General features: G+C 68.5%; 16 protein-coding genes and 1 pseudogene. 8 read left to right on the plus strand and 9 right to left on the minus strand.

Translation table 11 applies throughout. From position 1 onward, the window contains the following. Positions 1-2 precede the first annotated feature (2 nt). Positions 3-530, minus strand: coding sequence for a helix-turn-helix domain-containing protein (locus CSEG_RS21390; RefSeq protein WP_013077409.1), 528 nt, complete (start codon positions 528-530; stop codon positions 3-5). Positions 531-734: 204 nt separating this feature from the next. Here CSEG_RS21390 and CSEG_RS01115 point away from each other — a divergent pair, with 204 nt between their 5' ends. Next, complete coding sequence (locus CSEG_RS01115; protein ID WP_013077410.1) at positions 735-1,640, plus strand: helix-turn-helix domain-containing protein; 906 nt, start codon at positions 735-737, stop codon at positions 1,638-1,640. Here the strand turns inward: CSEG_RS01115 and CSEG_RS01120 are convergent. Together CSEG_RS01120 and CSEG_RS01125 are read right to left on the minus strand one after the other, a co-directional pair. After that, positions 1,637-2,059, minus strand: coding sequence for an SWIM zinc finger family protein (locus tag CSEG_RS01120; protein WP_013077411.1), 423 nt, complete (start codon positions 2,057-2,059; stop codon positions 1,637-1,639). The two genes, CSEG_RS01115 and CSEG_RS01120, sit on opposite strands and share 4 nt — an antisense overlap. Further along, the gene (locus tag CSEG_RS01125) at positions 2,056-2,457 is read right to left on the minus strand and encodes a metallopeptidase family protein (protein ID WP_013077412.1); all 402 of its coding nucleotides are present in this window, start codon (positions 2,455-2,457) and stop codon (positions 2,056-2,058) included. Before CSEG_RS01125 ends, CSEG_RS01120 begins: the two co-directional genes overlap by 4 nt. Before the next feature lie 155 nt (positions 2,458-2,612). Here CSEG_RS01125 and divL point away from each other — a divergent pair, with 155 nt between their 5' ends. The 4 genes and pseudogenes from divL (at position 2,613) to CSEG_RS01145 (ending at position 8,500) form a co-directional block, all read left to right on the plus strand. Beyond that, a complete protein-coding gene (divL, locus tag CSEG_RS01130) occupies positions 2,613-4,922 on the plus strand; it encodes a cell cycle protein kinase DivL (RefSeq protein ID WP_013077413.1) in 2,310 nt (769 codons plus the stop codon). Between the two features lie 96 nt (positions 4,923-5,018). Next, on the plus strand, positions 5,019-6,410 hold the full coding sequence (ahcY, locus tag CSEG_RS01135; protein WP_013077414.1) for an adenosylhomocysteinase: 1,392 nt from the start codon (positions 5,019-5,021) through the stop codon (positions 6,408-6,410). 112 nt (positions 6,411-6,522) lie between these two features. Then, the gene (locus CSEG_RS01140; RefSeq protein ID WP_013077415.1) at positions 6,523-7,371 is read left to right on the plus strand and encodes a pyridoxal kinase; all 849 of its coding nucleotides are present in this window, start codon (positions 6,523-6,525) and stop codon (positions 7,369-7,371) included. Between the two features lie 3 nt (positions 7,372-7,374). Next, positions 7,375-8,500: pseudogene (locus CSEG_RS01145) on the plus strand (serine hydrolase domain-containing protein). On the opposite strand, the gene rarD reads toward CSEG_RS01145, so the two are convergent. The 3 genes from rarD to CSEG_RS21395 form a co-directional block, all read right to left on the minus strand. Then, the gene (gene rarD / locus CSEG_RS01150; protein ID WP_013077416.1) at positions 8,497-9,408 is read right to left on the minus strand and encodes an EamA family transporter RarD; all 912 of its coding nucleotides are present in this window, start codon (positions 9,406-9,408) and stop codon (positions 8,497-8,499) included. The pseudogene CSEG_RS01145 and the gene rarD overlap by 4 nt on opposite strands. Positions 9,409-9,510: 102 nt before the next feature. Beyond that, positions 9,511-10,539 (minus strand): aspartate-semialdehyde dehydrogenase, encoded by a 1,029-nt coding sequence (locus CSEG_RS01155; protein WP_013077417.1) that lies wholly within the window; start codon positions 10,537-10,539, stop codon positions 9,511-9,513. 119 nt (positions 10,540-10,658) lie between these two features. Beyond that, positions 10,659-12,002, minus strand: coding sequence for an energy transducer TonB (locus CSEG_RS21395; RefSeq protein WP_013077418.1), 1,344 nt, complete (start codon positions 12,000-12,002; stop codon positions 10,659-10,661). A 125-nt stretch (positions 12,003-12,127) separates the two neighbouring features. Here CSEG_RS21395 and polA point away from each other — a divergent pair, with 125 nt between their 5' ends. Together polA and CSEG_RS01170 are read left to right on the plus strand one after the other, a co-directional pair. Beyond that, entirely contained in the window at positions 12,128-15,016 is a 2,889-nt protein-coding gene (gene polA / locus CSEG_RS01165; RefSeq protein ID WP_193852710.1) for a DNA polymerase I, read from the plus strand. A 189-nt stretch (positions 15,017-15,205) separates the two neighbouring features. Continuing rightward, complete coding sequence (locus CSEG_RS01170; RefSeq protein WP_013077420.1) at positions 15,206-17,152, plus strand: methyl-accepting chemotaxis protein; 1,947 nt, start codon at positions 15,206-15,208, stop codon at positions 17,150-17,152. A 334-nt stretch (positions 17,153-17,486) separates the two neighbouring features. Here CSEG_RS01170 and CSEG_RS01175 read toward each other — a convergent pair whose 3' ends face one another. Further along, positions 17,487-18,674 (minus strand): acetyl-CoA C-acyltransferase, encoded by a 1,188-nt coding sequence (locus tag CSEG_RS01175; RefSeq protein WP_013077422.1) that lies wholly within the window; start codon positions 18,672-18,674, stop codon positions 17,487-17,489. A 265-nt stretch (positions 18,675-18,939) separates the two neighbouring features. On the opposite strand from CSEG_RS01175, the gene CSEG_RS01180 reads away from it, so the two are divergent. Then, positions 18,940-21,330, plus strand: coding sequence for a TonB-dependent receptor (locus CSEG_RS01180; protein ID WP_013077423.1), 2,391 nt, complete (start codon positions 18,940-18,942; stop codon positions 21,328-21,330). Positions 21,331-21,372: 42 nt separating this feature from the next. Here CSEG_RS01180 and CSEG_RS01185 read toward each other — a convergent pair whose 3' ends face one another. Both CSEG_RS01185 and CSEG_RS01190 read right to left on the minus strand, forming a co-directional pair. Then, positions 21,373-22,074 (minus strand): TPM domain-containing protein, encoded by a 702-nt coding sequence (locus CSEG_RS01185; RefSeq protein ID WP_013077424.1) that lies wholly within the window; start codon positions 22,072-22,074, stop codon positions 21,373-21,375. Position 22,075: 1 nt separating this feature from the next. After that, entirely contained in the window at positions 22,076-22,822 is a 747-nt protein-coding gene (locus CSEG_RS01190) for a TPM domain-containing protein (protein ID WP_013077425.1), read from the minus strand. Between the last annotated feature and the right edge of the window lie 131 nt (positions 22,823-22,953).

Below are 22,953 nucleotides of genomic sequence, written 5' to 3' on the forward strand. Positions count from 1 at the left end.
GTTCATGCGTCGCCTAGCTCGATCGCGCGCCGCCAAGCCCCAGGGGGCATGCCCGTGGCTCGCCGGAAGGTGTTGGTGAAATGGGCCTGATCGGCGAAGCCGCACTCCAGGGCGATTTCGCTCAAGCCGGCGCGGCTTTGCCGCATCAGGCGCTTGGCGCGACGGATGCGTTGCAGGGCGATCCAAGCGCGCGGGCTCTGTCCAAAGCGCGCCTTGAAGCTCCGCGAGAAGCGTCCCGCGCTCAGGCGCAACACCTGGGCCAATTCCCGCACCGTGATCGGCGACGTGATGCGCGCGGCCACATGAGCCTCGATACGTCTGACCTGCCAGGCGACTAGGCCCTGCCCGGCCTCCCGCCGCGCGCGCGTGGCGATCGTGCGCTCTAGGGAACTGATCAGGACCTGAGCCTCGCCCGTCGCCAGGCCGAGGTCCTCGGCCAGCGCTGTCTCCATGGCGTCGAACAGGGTCAGAATTCGGTTGGGTAGCACGAAGGGCTGCGCGCCCGGCGATGCTGATAGGTCTTGCAACATGGCGTCTTGTCCCCCCGCCAGGATCACAGCGGCGCCATTTTAGGAACTGGGTTTGGGTTCGGCTTTGCCCGGTCTTGCGCGTGGCTGTGCCGGATTTGCTCAAATCGACCGATGACGATGGATTCCCGCCCCGAGTGTTGTGTCGCCCCGCCGCCAGGGGCTTAATCAAAACGGGCGACGGCAGCGCAGGCGCGGAGAGCGACGATGCGTGACGAGTTGGCAGCGTTCACGGGGCATGGGGAGTGGAAGTTCCCCGACGCTGGCCTGCTGGCCACGTCGGTGGGGCGCGGCTGGTCGGGCGTCGCGGCCGAGATGCGCAACCATCCGGCTGGCGAGATTCCGGACATCGTCTCCGAGCATCTGGAGATCACCCTCGCCCTGGCCGGCGACGGTTCGGCGACGGTGACGCGGCGGGGCGACGGCGAGCGCCAGGAGGCCCGGGTGACGACGGGCGCGATCTGGCTCTGCCCGCCGGCGGTGCGCGAGGATTCGATCCGGATCAGCGGCGATCTTTCGCGGATCCTGCACATCTATCTGCCCGCCGACCGGTTCGGCGACCTGGGCGGACGTCTGGCCAGTCGGCGCTTGTCCGCCAGCGCGATCCGCTATGCGTCGGACGTCGACGACCAGGTGCTGCTTGGCCTGGGGATGGCGCTATCGGCCGAGCTCGCGGAGGAGACCTCCGGCGGACGCTTGCTGACCGACTGCCTTTCCCTGGCCCTGACCGCGCGGTTGGCGAGCGTCCACGCCGGCGATGTGTCCGCATGGGCCGACGCGGCGCCGGGCGGGCTCGATCCGCGCCGCCTCCAGCGCGTGCTGGACTTCATTGAGGACAATATAGAGGCGGCGCTTGGGATCGAGGACCTCGCGGCGATCGCCTGTCTCAGTCCCTTCCACTTCGCGCGCGCCTTCAAGGTGGCCATGGGCGTTCCGCCCCATCGCTACGTCGCGGGCCGGCGGATGAGCCGCGCCAAGTCGCTTCTGGCGGGAGGCGCGGTCCCGGTGGCCGAGATCGCTTATCGCTGCGGCTTCTCGTCGGTGTCCAGCTTCGGGCGAGCCTTCAAGCGCGCCAGCGGCGTCAGTCCGGCGGCGTACGCCGCGCTGAACTAGCTCCGCCCCTCCAGCGCCGCCAGAACCGCCGGCTGAAGGCGGGCCAGCTCCGCGAGGCGTTCGATCAGGGCTTCCTTGCTGTCCACGGCCAGGCCGTCGCGCAGGCGGGCCATCCGGTCGCGAACCTTGCCGAGGTCCGCCCCGTTGGCGGCGGCGACTACGGCCGCCTGGTGCTTGCAGGCGCCGAATTTCTCGAAGCCGGGGCAGGTGCAGGTCCCTTCGCCGGCCGGGGCGCGGAGCTCCACCACGTAGAGGTCGCCGACGCTGCCGGTGACATGGGCCGTGACCTTCTCGTCCTCGATCGCCACGAGGTCGACATCACCCTTTTCGGCGATAGCCACGCCGGTGTCGAACCAGCGTTCGTCCATGCGCTCGCGCCAGGCGTCTGTATCGAAGATTGGGCCAGGATGGGGGCTCATGCCTCGTCCTCGATGCGGTGGATGTCGTCGTCCGACAGGCCGAAGTGGTGACCGATCTCGTGGACCAGCACGTGGGTGATCAGGTCGCCGAGGCTGACGTCGCCCCGTTCGGCCCATTCGTCGAGGATCGGGCGGCGATACAGGAACACCCGCGACGGCTGGGTCGCGAAGTCCAGCACCGAGCGCTGGCCCAGATCGACGCCCTGATAGAGGCCGGTCAGCTCGAACGGGTCCTGGATGCCCAGAGCGTCGAGGACCTCTTCGTCCGGGAAATCGTCGACCCGGATCACGACGTCGCCGGCCAGTTGGCGGAAGCCGTCTGGCAGGGCGTCGAAGGCCGCCTTGCCCAGGGCGGCGAAGTCGTCCAGCGACGGGGCGAGGCGGTCGGACCAGGTCATGGACTTCCAAATAGAGCGATTGGCGGGCGGCGCCAGCGTCCGTTTTTCCCGAAATCGAGTCAGCGGGCCACGGGCGGCCTTGATCGCGCTCTGGTCATGACCCGACTAATCTGGGATTCTGATTCGAAGACCCGCTGGGGCAGCGACCCGTTTTGATGACTTCGTATGACCTGATCCTCGCGGCCGCGGCCGGGGCGGTGTGCCTCGCGCTTTGCGTCGCCCTGTGGGCGTTCGGCCAGCGGCGGGGCTTCGAGGCGCGGATCGCCGCCCTGAAGGCGCGGCTGGCCCTGCAAGGCGGCGACGCCGAGGCGCCGGCCTGGGTCGAGGCCTTCGACTCCGCCGTCATCGCCGTCGAGGGCGGTCGCGCCAGCCTGATGGCCGGCGCCGAGGGGCTGGACGCCTGCGCCCAGGTGCTGGGCGTGTCTCCCGACGTGCAGGCGGTGGTCGCCGCGCTGGGCGGCGCCGATCCCGATCACGCGCAGAAACTTTCGGCCCTGTTCGAGCGCGGCCAGTCATGCGCCTTCGACGCGCGCGGCCAGGGCGGTTGGGTGTCCGTCGAGGGGCGGGCGGCCGGCGCCATGGCCTGGCTGCGCCTCGCGCCGGTCAGCGGCCACGACGCGGGCCTGCCCTCGGCCGCCCGCTTCGCGGCTTTCGTCGACAGCGTAGTCGAGCCCGCCTGGATCGCCGGGGCCGACGGTCAGGCGGTCTGGGGCAACACGGCTTTCGTGCGGGCGGTCGGCGCCGGTTCGGCCTCGGCCCCGGCGCTGCTGGGCAAGAGCTTCGATCGCGCCGTGGACGCCATGGTCGTCGAGGCCGCCACCAAGGGCGAGCGCAGCGAGGCGATCCGCTGGGTCAATCTGGAGGGCCGCCGCCGCGCCTTCCGCCTCTCGGCCCAGCCTCTGGAAGGCGGCGGGGTGGGCGTCTTCTGCGCCGACGTCACCGAAATCGAGGACGTCCGCGACGCCTTCAAGAAGCACGTCGAGGCCCACGACGAGACCCTCAACCACATCGCCGAGGCCGTGGCGATCTTCAGCGCCACGCGGCGCCTGTCGTTCCACAACACCGCCTTCGCCGAGCTGTGGGGCCTGGAGCCCGCCTGGCTGGCCGACCGTCCGACCCACGGCGAGATCCTCGACCGCCTGCGCCAGCGCCGCCGCCTGCCCGAGACGATCGACTACGCCGTCTGGAAGGCCGCCGAGCTGGCCCGCTACGAGAGCCTGGGCCCGCAGGCCGACGACCTCTGGCACCTGCCCGACGGCCGGACGCTGAAGGTCGTGCGCCAGCCGCACCCGCTGGGCGGCATGCTGCTGATCTATTCCGACATCACCGGCGAGCTGCGCCTGAAGGCCCAGTACAACGCCCTGATCCAGGTGCAGCAGGCGACGCTGGACAAGCTGAACGACGCCGTGGCCGTGTTCGGCTCGGACGGCCGCCTGCGCCTGCACAACGAAGCCTTCGAGACCTTCTGGAACGTCACGCCGCACGCCCTGGAAGCGGCGGGCGACTTCGAGGGCGTGGTCGAACTGTGCGTGCCGCGCCTGCACGACCTCGCCTTCTGGCGCGAACTGAAGGGCCGCGTGGCCGATCCGGACCCGCAGATGCGCGCGCCCACCTCGGGCGAGGTGCGCACCTCGGACGACCGCATCGTCGTCTACCAGAGCCGTCCCCTGCCGGACGGCGCGACCCTGATCGCCTTCGCCGACGTCACCGACACCCGCGAGCTGCAGAGCGCTCTGGCCGACCGCTCGGCGGCCCTGGACGAGGCCGAGCGCCTGAAGCGCGACTTCGTTGGCAACGTCTCCTACGAACTGCGCACGCCGCTGACGACGATCATCGGCTATTCGGAACTGCTGGAGCGGGCCGACGGCCTGTCCGAGCGCGGCCGCAACCACGTCGCCGCCGTCCGCGCCGCCGCCACCCAGCTGGCCCGCTCGATCGACGATGTCCTGGACATGGCCCAGATCGACGCCGGCGAGATGGCGCTGGAGATTCAGGACATCCGCGTCTCGGACCTGCTGATGAACGCCCAGGAGCGGGCCCTGAAGGACGCCCAGCTGGGCGGGGTCACTCTGGCGGTCGAGTGCGAGGAGGACGTCGGCCTGATCCGCGGCGACGCCAAGCGCCTGGCCCAGACGCTGGACCACCTGGTCGAGAACGCCCTGCGCCAGACCCCGCCGGGCGGCCGCGTCACCCTGTCGGCCCGCCGGGCCTTGGGCGAGGTGCGGCTGGACGTCTCGGACACCGGCCGCGGCGTGCCGTTCCACGTCCAGGCCCATATCTTCGACCGCTTCGTCGGCCGCGATCGCGGCGGTCCGGGTCTCGGCCTGGCCCTCGTCAAGGCGCTGGTCGAGCTGCACGGCGGCTGGGTGGCGCTGGAGAGCGAGCCCGGCAATGGTTCGACCTTCACCTGCCACCTGCCCGAGACACAGCAGCCGGGCGCGATGCAGCCGGAGCTGGGGTTCTAGCTTCAGCAACGCATAAGGATATCTTTATGCGTTAATTGCTCGGAAGGGCTGGGCGGGGTATAAGCCGCCTCAAGATCCCATCCGCAGGAGCCGCACGTGGCCGACTACATCGTCAAGGACATCTCGCTCGCCGATTACGGCCGCAAGGAAATCGCCATCGCCGAGACCGAGATGCCGGGCCTGATGGCCACGCGCGCGGAGTACGGTCCCAAGCAGGTCCTGAAGGGCGCCCGCATCGCCGGCAGCCTGCACATGACCATCCAGACCGCCGTGCTGATCGAGACGCTCGTCGCGCTCGGCGCCGAAGTTCGCTGGGCCTCGTGCAACATCTTCTCGACCCAGGACCACGCCGCGGCCGCCATCGCCGCCGCCGACATCCCGGTCTTCGCCTTCAAGGGCGAGAACCTGGTCGAGTACTGGGAATACGCCCACAAGATCTTCGAGTGGCATGACGGCGGCTACCCGAACCTGATCCTGGACGACGGCGGCGACGCCACCCTGCTCTGCGTGCTGGGCCCCAAGGCCGAGAAGGATCCCTCGATCCTGAACAACCCGCAGAACGAAGAGGAAGAAGCCCTCTACGCCGTGATGAAGAAGTACCTGGCCGAAAAGCCGGGCTTCTACTCGGCGATCCGCGCGGCCATCGGCGGCGTGTCGGAAGAGACCACCACGGGCGTCCACCGCCTGTACCAGATGGCGCAGAAGGGCGAGCTGCCGTTCCCGGCCATCAACGTCAACGACAGCGTCACCAAGTCCAAGTTCGACAACCTCTATGGCTGCCGTGAAAGCCTGGTCGACGCGATCCGTCGCGGCACCGACGTCATGCTGTCGGGCAAGGTCGCGGTGGTCTGCGGCTACGGCGACGTGGGCAAGGGCTCGGCCGCCTCGCTGCGCCAAGGCGGCGCTCGCGTGATCGTCACCGAAGTCGATCCGATCTGCGCCCTACAGGCGGCGATGGAAGGCTACGAAGTCCAGACCCTGAACGATGTCGCCGACAAGGCCGACATCTTCGTGACGGCGACCGGCAACAAGGACGTCATCACGCTGGACGACATGCGGAAGATGAAAAACAACGCCATCGTCTGCAACATCGGCCACTTCGACTCGGAAATTCAGATCGCGGCCCTGCGCAACTACAAGTGGGACGAGATCAAGCCGCAGGTCCACCACGTGGAATTCCCGGACGGCAAGAAGCTGATCGTGCTGTCGGAAGGTCGCCTGGTGAACCTGGGCAACGCCACCGGCCACCCCAGCTTCGTGATGTCGGCCAGCTTCACCAACCAGACCCTGGCCCAGATCGAGCTTTGGACCAACAAGGACAAGTACGACAACAAGGTCTACACCCTGCCCAAGCACCTGGACGAGAAGGTCGCCTTCCTGCACCTGGAAAAGCTGGGCGCGAAGCTGACCACGCTGCGCAAGGACCAGGCCGACTATATCGGCGTGCCGGAAAAGGGTCCGTTCAAGCCGGATCACTACCGCTACTAGGCCGAGCAAGTTTCGGCTTTCGGAGGGCTCGTCGCGCAAGCGGCGGGCCCTTCTGCGTTTCTGGGGCCGCGCACGCCTGTTCAAGCTTGTGAGGCTCGGCTAAGCGCTAGGCATGCCGCTCGCCCTGATCCTCTCCAGCCACGTCGCCGGCAGCCAGGTCGGCGCGACCGCCCAGGCCGCCGCCCTCGCGCCCTTTGTGATCGACGCCATGGTCGTCCCGACCGTGCTGTTCGGCCGCCATCCCGGCTGGGGCCCGCCCGGCGGCGCGGCGACGCCGATCGAGATCTTCGAGGGCATGCTGGACGGGATCGCCGCCAACGGGCTGTTCGGCCTGACCGACCTCGTCATCACCGGCTATTTCGCCAGCCCCGCCCAGGTTGAGGCGGCCGGGCGCGCCATCGACGCCGTTCGCGCCGCGCCCCGCGACGGGGCCTTCGCGCCGGCTCCGACCGTGATCGTCGATCCGACGATGGGCGACGAAGGCAAGGGCCTCTACGTCGCCGCCGAGACCGCCGAAGCGATCGCCAAGACCCTGATCCCGCGCGCCGACCTCGTCGCCTGCAACGCCTGGGAGCTGCAGTGGCTGACAGGCGTGGACGCTCATGAGCCGACGGCCGCCCTGCGGGCCGCGCGCCAGCTAGGCAAGCCGGTTCTCGTTTCGTCGGTGCGGCGCGGCGACGAGATCGGCGCGGTCCTGGCGACCGCCGACGAAGCCTGGCTGGCCTTGCACGCCGAGATCGACACGGCGCCCAACGGAACCGGCGACCTCCTGACCGCGCTCTATGCGGCGGCCGTGGTCGAGAGGCAGACGCGCTCGCACGCCCTGGCCCGCGCCGTCGGCGGCGTCGCCGAGACGGTCTCGGCGGCCCAGCGGTGGAACGCGCCCGAATTGCCGATCGTGGCCATGGGCGGCCGCCTGAAGCAAACCTCTCCCTCTGTCCGCATCGAACGGCTGGCTTAAGACATGACGAAGATCACCGGCCTTTGCCCCGAGCGCTTCGCGCGCGTCCGCGACGCCTTCGAGGCGAACTTCCAGGACAATGGCGAGCTGGGCGCGCGTTTCGCCTTCGCCATCGACGGCGAGATCGTCGTCGACCTGATGGGCGGTTTCGCCGACCGCAAGCGCGAGGTCGCGTTCGGCCCCGACACCCTGACGGCCCTGTTCTCGACCACCAAGGCCGTGGCCGCCCTGATGGTCGCGCGTCTCGTCGACGAAGGGCGCCTAGCCTATGACCAGCGCGTCGCCGATGTCTGGCCCGAGTTCGCCCAGGCCGGCAAGCAGGACGTCACGGTCGAGCAGGCCCTGTCGCACCAGGCCGGCCTGTCGGGCTTCCCGGACGAGACCGATCCGGCCATCTGGTTCGACTGGGACGCCACCTGCGCCAAGTTGGCGGCCATGGCCCCGCTGTTCCCGATCGGCTCGGCCAGCGGCTATCACCCGGTGACCTACGGCTACCTCGCCGGCGAGATCTTCCGCCGCGTCGATGGCCGCACCATGGGGACGGCTCTGCGCGAGGACATCTGCGAGCCGCTGGGCCTCGACATCTGGATCGGCCTGCCCGACAGCGAGCACGACCGTGTCGCCGACCTGATGCGCCCCCACGGCCATGCCCAAGTTCGGCGAGATCAACGCCGCGGTGACCGCCGCCTTCCTCAAGCCCTGGTCGTCACCGGGCGGCAAGGGCGCGGCCGAGTGGCGGCGGGTTGAGATTCCGTCGGCCAATGGCCACGCCACCGCCCCGGCCCTGGCCCGTCTGATGGGCGCGCTCGCCAGCGGCGGAACCCTGGACGGCCGCTCGCTGATCACGCCGGCGGGGATCAAGGCCGCCAGCGCCGAGCGCATCCGCGGCCAGGACCTCGTCCTGCCCTACGAGATCAGCTGGGGCGCGGGCTTCATGCGCAACGAGCCCAACTTCTTCTACGGCCCCACCGCCGAGGCGTTCGGCCATTCGGGGTGGGGCGGCTCGTGCGCCTTCGCCGATCCGACGCGGGGCGTGTCGGGGGCCTATGTGATGAACAAGCAAGGCTCGGCCCTGATCGGCGACCCGCGCGCGGTGAGCCTGATCGAGGCGGCCTACGCCTGCCTTTAGGGCGTCGCCAGCACCCGCGTCTTCTTCCAGGCGCCGTAGGCGAACACCGCCACGCCCAGCCAGATGAACGCGAACGACAGCGCGCGCAGCGGCGTGAACGGCTCGCCGAGCGACACCCCGACCGCGAACTGCAGCGAGGGGGCGATGAACTGCAGGAAGCCCATGGCGCTCAGCGGCATCCGTCGCGCCGACCAGGCGAACAGGGCCAAGGGCACGACGGTCGCGGGGCCCGCCAGCAGCAGCAGGGTCGTGACGCCCATGCCCGCGCCCAGGTGGCCCGCGCCCGTCGTCTGCAGGTGCATCACGTACAGAAGGCCCGGGATCGCCAGATACGCGCACTCGATGAAGAGGCCGGTCTGGGCGTCGGCCTTCACCTGTTTGCGCAGGATGGCGTAGCAGCAGAAGCTGAGCGCGACGCCCAGCGAGATGATCGGCAGATGGCCCAGGGCGGCGGTCTGGATGGCCACGCCGACGGCGGCCAGGCCGATCGCGATGGCGCCCTCGCGGCTGATCCGCTCGCGGAACAGCAACGCCCCCGCCGCCATGTTCATCAGCGGGTTGATGTAATAGCCCAGGCTGGTCTCGATCACGTGCCCGGCGTTGACCGCGAAGACGTAGATCGACCAGTTGACGAAGATCGCCAGGGTCGAGAGCGCCAGGACGAACAGGGTCTTGGGCTGGCGCAGCACGGCCGCGACCTGGCCGGCTTGGCGGGCCAGCAGCACGATCAGCAACGCCCACGGCGCGGCCCACAGGGTGCGGTGGGCGATCATCTCCCACGAGCCCACGCCCAGGGTGGACAGCAGGTGGAAGTACAGCGGCAGGAAGCCCCACAGGGTGTAGCAGCCAATGCCGGCGGCCAGGGCCGCGCGTCCTTCGTCTCGGGTCTCGTTCACGCTCGCCGACATGGTTCGTCCTTCATGGGCGTCGTCCTTATGGGGTGGGAAATGAAAAGGGCTCCCGGGACGTCTGCCCCGGGAGCCCTGATTTCAACCCGCTTGTTGCGGGATTCAGGCGGGGGTCTTCTGCTTGATCAGGCCCTTGTCGTGCAGGAGCTGGGCGATCTGCACGGCGTTCAGCGCCGCGCCCTTGCGCAGATTGTCGGCGACGCACCAGAACACCAGGCCGTTCTCGACGGTCGGGTCCTTGCGGATGCGCGAGACATAGACCGGGAACTCGCCCTGGGCTTCCTTGGGCGTGATGTAGCCGCCGTCCTCGCGCTTATCGACCACGACGACGCCGTCGGCCTCGCGCAGGATCTCGCGAGCCTCGTCCTCGTCCAGCGGGCTCTCGAACTCGACGTTGACCGCTTCGGAGTGGCCGACCATGACCGGCACGCGCACGCAGGTGGCGACCAGCTGGATGTTCGGATCCAGGATCTTCTGGGTCTCGGCCGTCATCTTCCACTCTTCCTTGGTGAAGCCGTCGTCCAGGAAGACGTCGATGTGGGGGATGACATTGAAGGCGATCTGCTTGGTGAACTTCTTGGGCGGCGGGGCGCCCAGGACGTAGACGCCCTTGGTCTGGTCCCACAGCTCGTCCATGCCTTCCTTGCCCGCGCCCGAGACCGACTGGTAGGTCGAGACGACCACCCGCTTGATCTTGGCCTCGTCGTGCAGCGGCTTCAGCGCCACGACCAGCTGCGCCGTCGAGCAGTTGGGGTTGGCGATGATGTTCTTGGGGATGGAGTTGACCGCTTCGGGGTTCACTTCCGGCACCACCAGCGGCACATCCGGGTCCATCCGGAAGTGGCTGGAATTGTCGATGACGATCGGACCGGCCGCGCCGATCTTCTCGCCCCAGGCCTTGGAGATGGCGCCGCCGGCGCTCATCAGCACGATGTCGACCTTGGAGAAGTCGAACTGCTCCAGGTCCTCGCAGCGCAGGATTTCGTTGCCGAACGAGACCTCGACGCCGATGGATTTGCGGCTGGCGATGGCGTGCATCTTGTCCACGGGGAATTTCACTTCCTCGAGGATGTTGAACATCTCGCGGCCCACATTGCCCGTCGCGCCGACCACGGCGACCCGGTAACCCATCGCGCTCTCCTGAAACTCTTGATCCGCGACAGATCGCGGAGCGGCGTTCCGTTACGCCTCATGCCCCCTTTTCGCAAGGCGAGGAAAGCTGGCGCGGCGATCAGGCCGGCTTGCGAGCGTCAGGGCTGGCCGCCCGGCGCGGGCTTGGCCGGCTCGGCGGGCGCGCTGCTGTCCATGCTGAACTGGAACGGCACCGTGACCTTAAGGCCATCAAGCGTGTCGCCCTCCTTGGTCCAGGGGTTCATGCGCATCAGCGCCGCGGCCTTGATGGCGGCCGCGCCGAAGTCGAGCCCCGCCGGCGTCTCGCGGGCGGCTTCGCAGTTGGCGAGCCGTCCCTCGGCGGTGACCACGCAGGTGGCCGCCGCCTGGCCGGCCAGCACCTTGGCCTTGAGCGCGGCCTCCGGATAGATGAGCGCCATGCCCTCGGGCGTCAGGGTCGCGACCCAGCGCGGCTTGGTCAGCTTGCGATTGTCGGGCGAGGCCGGATCGCGGAAGCGGAAGGGCACATCGACCTTGTAGTCGCGAAGATGCTTGTCGTCCGGGGCGACATTCACCTGGAACAGCTTGGAGAGGTCCTGAGCGGCGCGCCCGAAGCCCTTGCCGCGGGGCTCCTCGGAAATGACGTCGCAAGACCGCAGTTGACCCGTCTTGGCCAGGACGCAGCGCAGGGCGGCTTGGCCCGACGACAAACCCGCCGCGCCCTTTGGCCAGACCGCGGCGACCTCGGCCTGGGTGGGCACGCGGGTCCAAGGCGGATCGAGCACGATGGGCGTGGTGTTCAGCGGCGCGGCGCCCGTCGGCGCCTCCCAGATGATCGGAATGGAGACGTCGCCGCCGGGCACGGCCTTGCCGCCACGGATCTTGGGCGACAAGCGGAACTGCGGAGCCAATTGAAGGCCCGCCGCGCCGAAATTCATGCCCGCCGGCTCTTCGGAGCGAACCTTGCAAGCGTCTAGGAAGCCTTCGACCGTGACCTTGCAATGGATGGTCGCGCGGCCGCCCACTCGCTTATCCAGCGCCGCTTTCGGAAAGACATTGGCCAGGTCGCGTCCGTTCGGCTTGCGGATCCAATCGGGATTGGCGTCGCCGGGCGCGAGAAACTCCAAGAGACTTTTCACCGGGCGGCCTTCGACGGAGGCGCCCGTCTCGTCCGTGGTCTTGATGCGCTCGTAGCCCACCACCGACAGCGCCGCCTCGCCGAAGCCCTGGCCCGCCGGCGCCTCCTTCAGCACCTTGCAGTCGGCGAGCTTGCCGTCCTTTGTCGCGACGCATCCCAGCAGGGCGCGGCCCGTCACCGTGGCGCCCTTCGGGAAGGCGGCCTTCATCTTGGCGTCCGGCACGGAGGTGACGAAGCGAGGACGCCAGCCGGTCTGCGGCGGGCCTTCATCATTGTCGTCGGCGTGAGCGGCGGTAAGCGAAACCCCGGCCATCAGCATGGCCGCCAGAATTTTACGCGACAGCATACAAACCCCCACGCGATACTCGACGCACGACGCGTCGCCGCTCGACCCTAGGTGGAGGCTAAGACAGCCGCTCGCGCCGCGCCAGAGGGTTTCCGCAGCCCTCCGGTCCCCCTATGTTCGCGGCCATGACCGACGTCGTTTCCGAATCCCCGCCCGCCGCGCACCTGACCCAGGATGGTCCGGCCCTTCGCCTCTTCCTGGTCGACGGCTCGGCCTATCTGTTCCGCGCCTATCACGCCCTGCCGCCGCTGACGCGCAAGAGCGACGGGCTGCCGGTCGGGGCGGTGCAGGGCTTCTGCAACATGCTGTGGAAGCTGCTTCGCGACATGCAGGGCGACACGCCCACGCACCTGGCCGTGATCTGGGACCATTCGGAAAAGACGTTCCGCAACACGCTCTACGACCAGTACAAGGCCCACCGTCCGCCGCCGCCCGAGGACCTGATCCCGCAGTTCCCGCTGGTGCGGGAAGCGACGCGGGCCTTCGGCGTGCCCGCGATCGAGCTGCCGGGCTACGAGGCCGACGACCTGATCGCCGCCTATGCCTGCAAGGCCCGCGAGGTCGGCGGCGAGGCGGTGATCGTCTCGTCCGACAAGGACCTGATGCAGCTGGTCGGCGACGGCGTCTCGATGTTCGACCCCATGAAGAACGTCCGCATCGAGCGCGAGCAGGTGTTCGAGAAGTTCGGCGTCTATCCGGAGCAGGTCGTTGACGTTCAGGCCCTGTGCGGCGACAGCGTCGACAATGTGCCGGGCGCGCCGGGCATCGGCATCAAGACCGCCGCCCAGCTGATCACCGAGTTCGGCGACCTCGATACGCTTCTGGAGCGGGCCGGCGAGATCAAGCAGCCCAAGCGCCGCGAGACGCTGATCAACTTCGCCGACCAGATCCGCCTGTCGCGGGCGCTGGTGAAGCTGGATTGCGACACCCCGCTGCCCGAGCCGCTGGACGACCTGAAGGTGCGCGAGCCGGACAAGGAGGTGCTGGCCGCCTTCCTTGACCAGATGGAGTTCCGCTCGCTGGCGCGCCGGGTTGGCGACGGCTCGGCCGCCGCCGTCCCAGGCTCGCTCGACCGTCCCGCCGCGCCGCCCAAGGCGCCGGTCTCGACCGTGTCCTACATGGGCGCGGCCGCCCGCGCGGCGGCTCAGCCCGTCGCCGAGCCGGTGACGATCGATCACGCGGCCTATGCCTGCGTGCGCGATCTCGAGACATTGCGGGCCTGGGTCGACAAGGCCACCGCCAAGGGCGTGGTGGCGTTCGACACCGAGACCGACGCGTTGTCGTCGGCCACCGCCGGCCTGTGCGGCGTCTCCCTGGCCATCGCGCCGGGCGAGGCCTGCTACATCCCGGTCGGCCACTGCGAGAAGGAAGGCCTGGCGCTCGAAGCCGCCGCCGACCTCGTCCAGATCCCGCTGGCCGACGTGATCGCGACGCTGAAGCCGCTGCTGGAGGACCCGGCGGTGCTGAAGGTGGCGCAGAACGCCAAGTACGACATCGCCGTCCTGGCCCGGCACGGGATCCAGGTGTCCCCCATCGAAGACACCATGCTGATCAGCTACGTGCTGGAGGCGGGGCTGCATGGCCACGGCATGGACGAGCTGTCGGAGCTGTGGCTGGGCCACAAGCCGATCCCGTTCAAGCAGGTGGCCGGCACGGGCAAGGCGCAGATCAGCTTCAAGCACGTGGCGCTCTCCGAAGCGACCGCCTACGCCGCCGAGGACGCCGACGTCACCTTGCGGCTCTACGAGACTCTCAAGCCGCGCCTGGCGCGCGAGGGTCTGCTGACCGTCTACGAAACGCTCGAGCGTCCGATGCCGGCCGTGCTGGCGGCGATGGAGAACGACGGCATCAAGGTCGATCCGGAAGCCCTGCGCCGGCTCTCCAACGAGTTCTCGCTGCGCATGGCCGAGTTCGAGGCGCGCGCCACCGAGCTGGTCGGCCGGCCGTTCAATCTGGGCAGTCCCAAGCAGATCGGCGACGTGCTGTTCGGCGAGATGCAGATCAAGGGCGGCAAGAAGACGGCCACCGGCCAATGGTCCACCGACAGCGACGTGCTGGAGAGCCTGGCGCTGGAGCACGAGCTGCCGCGCGTGCTGCTGGACTGGCGCCAACTGTCGAAGCTGAAGGGCACCTATACCGAGAACCTGGTGGCGGCGATCGCCGAGCGCACGGGACGGGTGCATACCTCCTACGCCCTGGCGGCGACCACGACGGGGCGGCTGTCGTCGTCCGATCCGAACCTGCAGAACATCCCGGTCCGCACCGAGGAAGGCCGCAAGATCCGCAAGGCCTTCATCGCGCCGCAGGGCAAGGTGTTGATCAGCGCCGACTACAGCCAGATCGAGCTGCGCCTCCTGGCCCATATCGGCGACATCCCGCAGCTGAAGCGGGCGTTCCAGGAAGGCCTCGACATCCACGCCATGACGGCCTCGGAGATGTTCGACACGCCGATCGAGGGCATGGATCCGATGATCCGCCGCCGGGCCAAAGCCATCAACTTCGGCATCGTCTACGGCATCAGCGCCTTTGGCCTGGCCAACCAGCTTGGCATCCCGCAGGGCGAGGCCGGGGCCTATATCAAGACCTATTTCGAGCGCTTCCCGGGCATCCAGGCCTATATGGATGCGACCAAGGCCTTCGTGCGCGAGCACGGCTACGTCACGACCATTTTCGGCCGGAAGATCAACATCCCGGAGATCCAGGCCAAGTCCGTGGGGCAGCGGCAGTTCGCCGAGCGGGCGGCCATCAACGCGCCGATCCAGGGCGCGGCGGCGGACGTCATGCGGCGGGCGATGATCCGCATGCCCGAGGCGCTTCAGGCCGCGGGCCTGTCGGCCCGCATGCTCCTGCAGGTGCACGACGAACTGGTCTTCGAGGCGCCCGAGGCCGAGGCCGAGACGGCCCGTGGGGTCATCGCCAATGTGATGGAAAAAGCGGCAGAACCGGCCGTCGCTCTGTCCGTGCCGCTGACGGTCGAAGTGCGCGCCGCGCACAACTGGGACGAGGCGCACTAGCGCTATAATAGTGTTTTGAATACCTAAAATGAGTTGCCTCAAAAACCGTGTGCGACACTACGTCGCGTCAGGGTTAATGCCCCTGAAACCTTACCTGCGCGAAAATTGGGCTCTGAGATGAGGTTTTGAGCGCCGGCGTAGTCTAGCCGCTTTCCGAACCTCAGTCGTTTATGACGAGGAGTTCGTGCGGTGTCTTTCGGCAACCTGAAGATCCCCCAAAAGCTGATGGTGGTCTTCGCCGTCATGCTCGCGACGATCATGGCGATGGGCGTCGCCCTGTATGTCAACAAGGTCAATCTCGGCCGGTCGGTCGAGCGGACCGAGCGGGCCTATGAAATGCTGCGCGCGGCCGACACGGCGGCGTTCCGCCTGACCCGCCAGGAGAACTCGCTGCGTGGGTTCCTGCTCTCGGCCGACCCCTACTACGTCAAGCGCCTGGAAGAGGCCCACAAGCCGAAGTTCCTGAAGGCCCTCGACAAGCTCAAGACGCTGGCCGACGGCGACGCCGAAGACCTCGCGCGGATCACCGCCGTCGAGACCACCTATGCCAACTATCGCAAGATGGCGATCGAGCCGGGCGAGCAGCTGGGCGCCGATCCCGCCACGCGCGCCCAGGCCGTCGAACTCGTCCGCAACGACGGCGTGGCTGACCAGGCCGTGGGCCCGGTCGAAGACGCGATCGAGGCGATCACCAAGAACGCCGAGGAAGAGTTGGCCACCGAAGCCGCCGCCCAGAAGAAGGCCTCGATGCAGTCGACGCTCGTCCTGGCCCTCGGCATCCTGATCACCGCCGGCATCGCCATCGCGGGCGGCCTGCTGCTGACCGGCGCCATCGCTCGCCCCGTCGCCGCCATGACCAACGCCATGCGCCGCCTGGCGGCCGGCGACAACGGCGTCGAAGTCCCCGCCATGGGCCGCAAGGACGAGATCGGCGACATGGCCGCCGCCGTCCTCTACTTCAAGGACGCGGCGATCGAGAAGATCCGCATCGAACAGGCCGCCGCCGAAGAACGCCAGGCCGCGGAAAGCGAGCGCGCCGCGAACGAAGCCGAGAAGGCCGCTTCCGCCCGTGAGGACGCCTCGGCGATCACCGCGCTGAACGAGGCCCTGGACCACATGGCCTCGGGCGACCTGACCCATCGCATCGTCGTGCCGTTCGCGCCGAAGGCCGAAAGCCTGAAGACCAACTTCAACGCCGCCGCCGACCGCATGCAGCAGGCCATCCAGGCGATCGGCCGCGCGACCAGCGGCGTCAACAGCGGCGCCGACGAGATCGCGGACGCCTCGGACAACCTGTCGCGTCGCACCGAGCAGCAGGCCGCCAGCCTGGAAGAGACCGCCGCCGCCCTGGACGAGATCACCGCCACCGTGCGCAAGACCGCTTCGGGCGCTAAGGAGGCCTCGCAAGTGGTGGCCACCGCGCGCACCGACGCCGAACGCTCGGGCTCGATCGTCAGTCAGGCCGTTTCGGCCATGAGCGAGATCGAGACCTCGTCCAGCCAGATCAGCCAGATCATCGGCGTGATCGACGAGATCGCCTTCCAGACCAACCTGCTGGCCCTCAACGCCGGCGTCGAAGCCGCCCGGGCGGGCGAAGCCGGCAAGGGCTTCGCGGTCGTCGCCCAGGAAGTTCGCGCCCTGGCCCAGCGCTCGGCCGAAGCCGCCAAGGAGATCAAGGCCCTGATCTCGACCTCGACCCAGCAGGTCGAGGCCGGCGTGGACCTGGTCGGCCAGACCGGCGAGGCGCTGCAGCGCATCGTCGATCAGGTCGCCACGATCGACGCCCTGGTCACCGAGATCGCCGCGTCGGCCGCCGAGCAGGCCACGGGCCTGAACGAGGTCAACTCCGCCGTGAACCAGATGGACCAGGTCGTTCAGCAGAACGCCGCCATGGTCGAGGAAGCCACGGCCGCGACGCACTCGCTGAAGGGCGAGGCCCGCTCGCTCAGCGAGATGGTCGCGCGTTTCCGCGTCGCTCAAGGCGCCGCCGCGACGGCTTCGGCCGCGCCTTCCGCGCCCGCCCCCGCGCCCGTGCAGCAAGCCGCGGCTGCGCCGCGTCCCGCGCGGTCGGTTCGTCCTGGGCGCAGCTCCGGATCGGCGGCGGTGGCTGTCTCCGAGGACTGGGAAGAGTTCTAGGATCCAGGCCGTCAAACGCAGAGAGGCTCTCCGGGCGACCGGGGAGCCTTTTCTCTTTGGCCTCAGTCGATCGGGATCGTCTGAAAGGCCGATTGCGTGGGTTGTGGTTCGTGACTTGCGCCGGGCGTCGGCAAGGCCAGGCCGATGGCGGCGGCCACAAGCAGAGCAATGGCGAAAAAGGCCCTCGCGGCCATGGCGTTCCGGGTCCGTGTTGTTGCAGCGACCATGATAAAGGCCGGAAACCGCCCTGACGGTTCCCGGCCTTCAATGTCGGATCTCGGCGATCTTGGCGCTCCTTGTTGATGGGCGCCGTCGTCCTCCGTCCTGATCGAAATCAGAAGATCTCGAACAGGCCGGCCGCGCCCATCCCGCCGCCGATGCACATCGTCACCACGCCCAGCTTGGCCTTGCGGCGCTTGCCTTCCAGCAGGAGGTGGCCGGCGCAGCGGGCGCCGGTCATGCCGAAGGGGTGGCCGATGGCGATCGAGCCGCCGTTGACGTTGTACTTCTCCGGATCGATGCCCAGGCGGTCACGGCTGTAGAGGCACTGGCTGGCGAAGGCCTCGTTCAGCTCCCACAGGTCGATGTCGTCGACCTTCAGCCCGTGGCGTTCCAAGAGGCGCGGCACGGCGAAGACGGGGCCGATGCCCATCTCGTCGGGCTCGCAGCCGGCGATGGCGAAGCCCCGGATGGCGCCCAGCGGCTCGAGGTTGCGGCGAGCGGCCTCCTTGGCCTCCATCACCACCACGGCGGCGGCGCCGTCCGACAGCTGGCTGGCGTTGCCGGCGGTGACGAAGTTGCCTTCGCCCATCACCGGCTTGAGGCTGGCCAGGCCCTCCAGCGTCGTCTCCGGGCGATTGCACTCGTCCTTGGTGACCACGTAGTCGACCAGGCTCTCTTCCTTGGTCTCCTTGTTGACCACCTTCATCTTGGTGGCCATCGGCACGATCTCGTTGTCGAACAGGCCGGCGGCCTGGGCGGCGGCGATGCGCTGCTGGCTGCGCAGCGAATATTCGTCCTGATACTCGCGGCTGATATTGTAGCGCTTGGCCACGATGTCGGCCGTGTCGATCATCGCCATCCAGAGGGCCGGATGGGTCTGCATCAGCTTCTCTTCGGTGATGTGGAAGCGGTTCATGTGACCGCCGCCTTGCACCAGCGAGATCGACTCCACGCCGCCGCCGATCGCGACGTCGGCCCCGTCGTTGCGGACGTAGTTGGCGGCCGTGGCGATCGCCTGCAGGCCCGACGAGCAGAAGCGGTTGACGGTCTGGCCCGAGGTGGTGACCGGCAGGCCGGCCCACATGGCGGCGTTGCGGGCGACGTTCATGCCGGTGGCGCCTTCGGGACCGCCGCAGCCCAGCACCACGTCCTCGACCTCGGTGCCGTCCAGCTTGGCGCGTTGGACCGCGTGCTGGATGGCGTGGCCGGCCATGGCCGCGCCGTGGGTGTTGTTGAAGCCGCCGCGGTTGGACTTGGCCAGGCCCGTGCGGGCGTAAGAGACTATGACCGCTTCGCGCATAAGGCGCTCTCCCCGTTAAAACATTAGTTTGAATTGCCGCCACCCTAGACCGCCTTTTCGCGGTGCGAAAGGTCACGCGTGCGTCAACGGAAGTTCGACCCATTTTTCATACGAAATTTTCAAAACAAGCCGACACCGGTGTCTAAAGCGCTGATTTCACGCATCTTCTTTTCGCGTTGACTTTCGGTGATTCCAGGATGAACGCTGGAGTTGCGTCGCGGGCTCGACCTCGCGGCCGCTAAAATAAAGGGTTGGGAGGAAAATCATGACCATCGCCACATCGCGCCTTCGCGCGCGCCGCGCCCTGCTGGGCGGGGCCGCGCTGTCCACGCTTCTGCTCGCGCCGGCCCTGGCGGCCGCCCAACAGGCGGACCAGACCGCGGTCGAGGAAATCATCGTCACCGCCACCAAGCGCGACGCGACGATCCAGGACATCCCCTTCTCGATCAACGCCCAGACGGAGAAGGACATCCAGCGCTCTGGCGCGGTGACGCTGGAGGACCTGTCGCGCAACGTGGCCGGCCTGACGATCCAGAACCTGGGCCCCGGCCAGAGCCAGGTTTCGGTGCGCGGCGTCTCGGCCGGCCAGGTCGTTCGCGACCAGCCGGGCGTGAAGGAGCAGGTCGGGGTCTATCTCGACGAGTCGGTGATCTCGCTGTCGCTGTTCACGCCCGACGTCGACCTTTTCGACCTGAACCGCGTCGAGACCCTGCGCGGCCCGCAGGGCACGCTGTTCGGCTCGGGCTCGGTGGGAGGCACGATCCGCTACATCACCAACCAGCCCAAGCTGGGCGTCAACGAAGGGGTCTTTGAAGCCAACGCCAACCTGACCGGCGGCGACGCCTTCGGCGGCCACGTGAAGGGCGCGGTGAACCTGCCGATCTCCGACAAGGTCGCCATGCGCGCGGTCGGCTATCTCACCCGCTACGGCGGCTTCATCGACGCGCGGAAGGAGGGCGGCAAGGTCGAGGAGAACGTCAACAGCGGTTCGCGGCGAGGCGGTCGGATCGCGTTCCTGATCCAGCCGACCGAGACCTTCAACCTGACGCCCCGGGTGGTCTACCAGGAGATCCGGGCCAACGGCTTCAACCGCCAGGAAGTGTTCAACCTCTTCGCCAACAACAACACGACGACCCGGCCTCGGATCCAGTTGGGCGAGCGCGAGCAGTATCTGCTGCTGGACGAGAGCTTCGCCGACAACACCCTGCTGGCGGACCTGACCGCCAACCTGGATCTGGGCGGGGCGTCCCTGACCTCGGTCACCAGCTACATCAGCCGCGATATCGCCGTGAACCGGGACGCCAGCGCCCTGTCCGGCAGCGTCTCGGTGGATCTCGGCTTCCCCGCCGCGGCGGTCACCCTGCCGTCGAAGCTCGTCGACACCACCGATCTCGAGCAGTTCACCCAGGAGCTGCGCCTGGCCTCGACCGGCGACGGGCCGCTGCAATGGGTGGTCGGCGGCTTCTACTCGAAGGTCGACCGCGTCTACAACCAGCGCCTGCCGACCCCTGGCTACGACGCCTACACCGACGCGGTGCTGGGCGCGGGAACCTCGGCGGCCGTCGCCAACGGCTTCTCCGGCAATTCGCCCTACAACGCCTACCTGCCCTACGACATCAAGCAGAAGGCCCTGTTCGGCGAGCTCAACTACACGCTGGGCAAGCTGACCGCGACGGCCGGCGGCCGCTACTACGACTTCAGCGAGACGCGGCAGTTCAAGTCCGGCGGCCTGTTCGCCAATGGCGACAACCGCACCGACAAGACCTCGTCGGACGGCTTCACGCCCCGCTTCCTGCTGAGTTACGAGGCCAGCGACACCGTCACCTTCAACGCCCAGGCCTCGAAAGGCTTCCGCCTCGGCGGCGTCAACGACCCGCTGAATATCCCGCTGTGCTCGGCGCAGGACGCGGCCATCTTTGGCGGCTATCAGAGCTATAACGACGAGACGCTCTGGAACTACGAAGGCGGGATCAAGTCGCGGTTCGGCGGCGTCCGGTTCAACGGCGCGGTGTTCTACACCGACATCAAGAACCTGCAGACGACGCTGGACGCGGGCTCGTGCAGCTCGCGCGTGGTGTTCAATGTGCCCAAGGCCCACACCAAGGGGATCGAGGGCGAACTGACGGCGCGCCTGGCCAACGGCCTCGACATCGGCGTGTCGGGCAGCCTGCTGGAAGCCGAGTTCGACTCGACCGTGAAGGATGGGACCGGCGCGGTGATCGGCGGCATCCGCGAGGGCAACCGCCTGCCCTCGGTGCCGAAGTTCCAGATCTCGTTCGACGTCACCTACAGCCGCGAGGTCTTCGACGGCGCCAATGGCTATCTGAAGGCCTCGATCCAGCATGTCGGCAGCCGCTACACCCAGGCCAGCGACCAGGAGAACAATCCGCGCTCGTTCGTCTCGAACCTGGCGTTCGGCGGGGCGACCGGGCTGGTCCCGACCGTCGTCGACCTGCAGCTGCCCAGCTACGAGATCGTCAATCTCAGCGCCGGGGTCGAGATGAAGGACGGCGTCGACATCACCGTCTACGTCAACAACCTGTTCGACGAGAACGCCCTGCTGTCCTTCGACCGCGAACGCGGCGGTCGAGCCCGTCTCGGCTACTCGGTGGGGCAGCCCCGCATCGCCGGGGTGACGGTCCGCAAGTCGTTCTAGGACCCGACTTCTTCCTCCCCCGCGCGACGGGGGAGGAAGGTTCTACCGCTTGGGCAGGATGGTCAGGCCGTCCGGCAGTTCGTTGCGGTTGTCGCCGCGCGGCGGCACGTGCTCGGCCAGGATCGCCCCGGCGCGGCGCACGGCCGCGACGAAGCCGTCGGCGATCGCGTCGCGCTTGAGGCCGGCGACCAGGTCGGCCACCACCTCGTCCCACACGGCGTTCGGCGCGGCGGCGTAGATGCCTTCGTCGGCGATCACCTCGACGCGGTGCTCGGCCAGGGCGGCGAAGATCAGCACGCCGGTGCGGTCGCGGGTGACATGCAGCCCGTGACCGAGGAACTGCTCCATGGCGGCCTTCTTGACCCGCGCGGCCTTCAGCGCGCCGGGCGTCAGGGCGCGGCGGACGCTGGGGATCGAGACGATCAGCGCCGCGAGCATGAACACCACGGCCTGCAGCGCGATATAGGTCGAGAGCGCCGACAGGATCGCCCCGTCCATCGCCGCGGCGTGGCCGACGCTCCAGCCGCCGAACAGACGGGTCAGCATCTCGGGTCGGAACCCGGCGAACAGCGCGGCAGCCGGCAGGACCAGGGCCGTCGCGGCGGCCCAGACCAGCGGCGTCTCGCGGTAGTCCGACACCTCCGGCGCCAGGACGCAGAAGATCTCGCCGGCGGTGGTCTTCTCGGCCTCGGCCACGGCCTGGGCGATGCGGTCGAGGTCTTCGGGACTCATGTTCGTCGCCATCTCACCAGCTCCCCGAACTGCCGCCGCCGCCGAACGACCCGCCGCCGCCCGAGAAGCCGCCGCCGCCACCACCACCCCAACCGCCGCCCCGACGGCTGTCGCTCAGCGCGCTCAGGATGATCCACGGCAGGGCCGAGCCCAGGCCGCCGCGCCGTCCGCCCCGGAACAGGCTGGAGAACACGAAGACCAGGAACAGGATGATCAGGATCGCCGCGATCGGCGAGCCTTGAGCCTTGTGGCGTTCCGGCTGGCTGGCCTCGGCGACGCGGGCCTTGGCCTGGTCGGCGGGCAGGCTGAGCTGCTCGACCAGGGCGTCGGTCCCCGCCACGATCCCGCCCGGCAGATCGCCGTCGCGGAACTTCGGCAGGATAACGCTTTGAATGATGACGCTGGAGAGGGCGTCGGTCAGGACCGGCTCCAGCCCATAGCCGACCTCGACCCGCACCTTCCGCTCGTTGGGCGCGACCAGCAGGATGACGCCGTCGTCCTTGTCCTTCTGGCCGATGCCCCAGGTCCGGCCCAGCTGGTAGCCGTAGTCCTCGATCGGATAGCCCTGCAGGCTGGGCACGGTCGCGACGACGAGCTGGCGCCCGGTGGTCGCCTCGAGATTTTCCAGCTTGTCGGTGAGGTCGCGTTCGGCGTCCGGCGACAGCACCTGGGCCTCGTCGACCACGCGTCCCGTCAGCGTCGGGAAGGTCGGGGCGGCGAGGGCGGGCAGGGCCATCGCCATGGCCACGAACGTCAGCACCAGCATCCTCACCCGTGCAACGGGGGAGGTGGCGCGGCGCGGATTCGCGCCGTGACGGAGGGGGCGCGTCTGGCGGCCGGACGCCCCCTCCACCGCTTCGCGGTTCCCCTCCCCCGCCAGGCGGGGGAGGA

This window comes from Caulobacter segnis ATCC 21756 (assembly GCF_000092285.1).
GTDB lineage: Bacteria > Pseudomonadota > Alphaproteobacteria > Caulobacterales > Caulobacteraceae > Caulobacter > Caulobacter segnis.

Coding starts and splice junctions, on each gene's coding strand:
- CSEG_RS21390 (WP_013077409.1), bottom strand. CDS start 530: ATGTTGCAAGACCTATCAGCATCGCCGGGCGCGCAGCCCTTCGTGCTA.
- CSEG_RS01115 (WP_013077410.1), top strand. CDS start 735: ATGCGTGACGAGTTGGCAGCGTTCACGGGGCATGGGGAGTGGAAGTTC.
- CSEG_RS01120 (WP_013077411.1), bottom strand. CDS start 2,059: ATGAGCCCCCATCCTGGCCCAATCTTCGATACAGACGCCTGGCGCGAG.
- CSEG_RS01125 (WP_013077412.1), bottom strand. CDS start 2,457: ATGACCTGGTCCGACCGCCTCGCCCCGTCGCTGGACGACTTCGCCGCC.
- divL (WP_013077413.1), top strand. CDS start 2,613: ATGACTTCGTATGACCTGATCCTCGCGGCCGCGGCCGGGGCGGTGTGC.
- CSEG_RS01140 (WP_013077415.1), top strand. CDS start 6,523: ATGCCGCTCGCCCTGATCCTCTCCAGCCACGTCGCCGGCAGCCAGGTC.
- rarD (WP_013077416.1), bottom strand. CDS start 9,408: ATGTCGGCGAGCGTGAACGAGACCCGAGACGAAGGACGCGCGGCCCTG.
- CSEG_RS01155 (WP_013077417.1), bottom strand. CDS start 10,539: ATGGGTTACCGGGTCGCCGTGGTCGGCGCGACGGGCAATGTGGGCCGC.
- CSEG_RS21395 (WP_013077418.1), bottom strand. CDS start 12,002: ATGCTGTCGCGTAAAATTCTGGCGGCCATGCTGATGGCCGGGGTTTCG.
- polA (WP_193852710.1), top strand. CDS start 12,128: ATGACCGACGTCGTTTCCGAATCCCCGCCCGCCGCGCACCTGACCCAG.
- CSEG_RS01175 (WP_013077422.1), bottom strand. CDS start 18,674: ATGCGCGAAGCGGTCATAGTCTCTTACGCCCGCACGGGCCTGGCCAAG.
- CSEG_RS01180 (WP_013077423.1), top strand. CDS start 18,940: ATGACCATCGCCACATCGCGCCTTCGCGCGCGCCGCGCCCTGCTGGGC.
- CSEG_RS01185 (WP_013077424.1), bottom strand. CDS start 22,074: ATGGCGACGAACATGAGTCCCGAAGACCTCGACCGCATCGCCCAGGCC.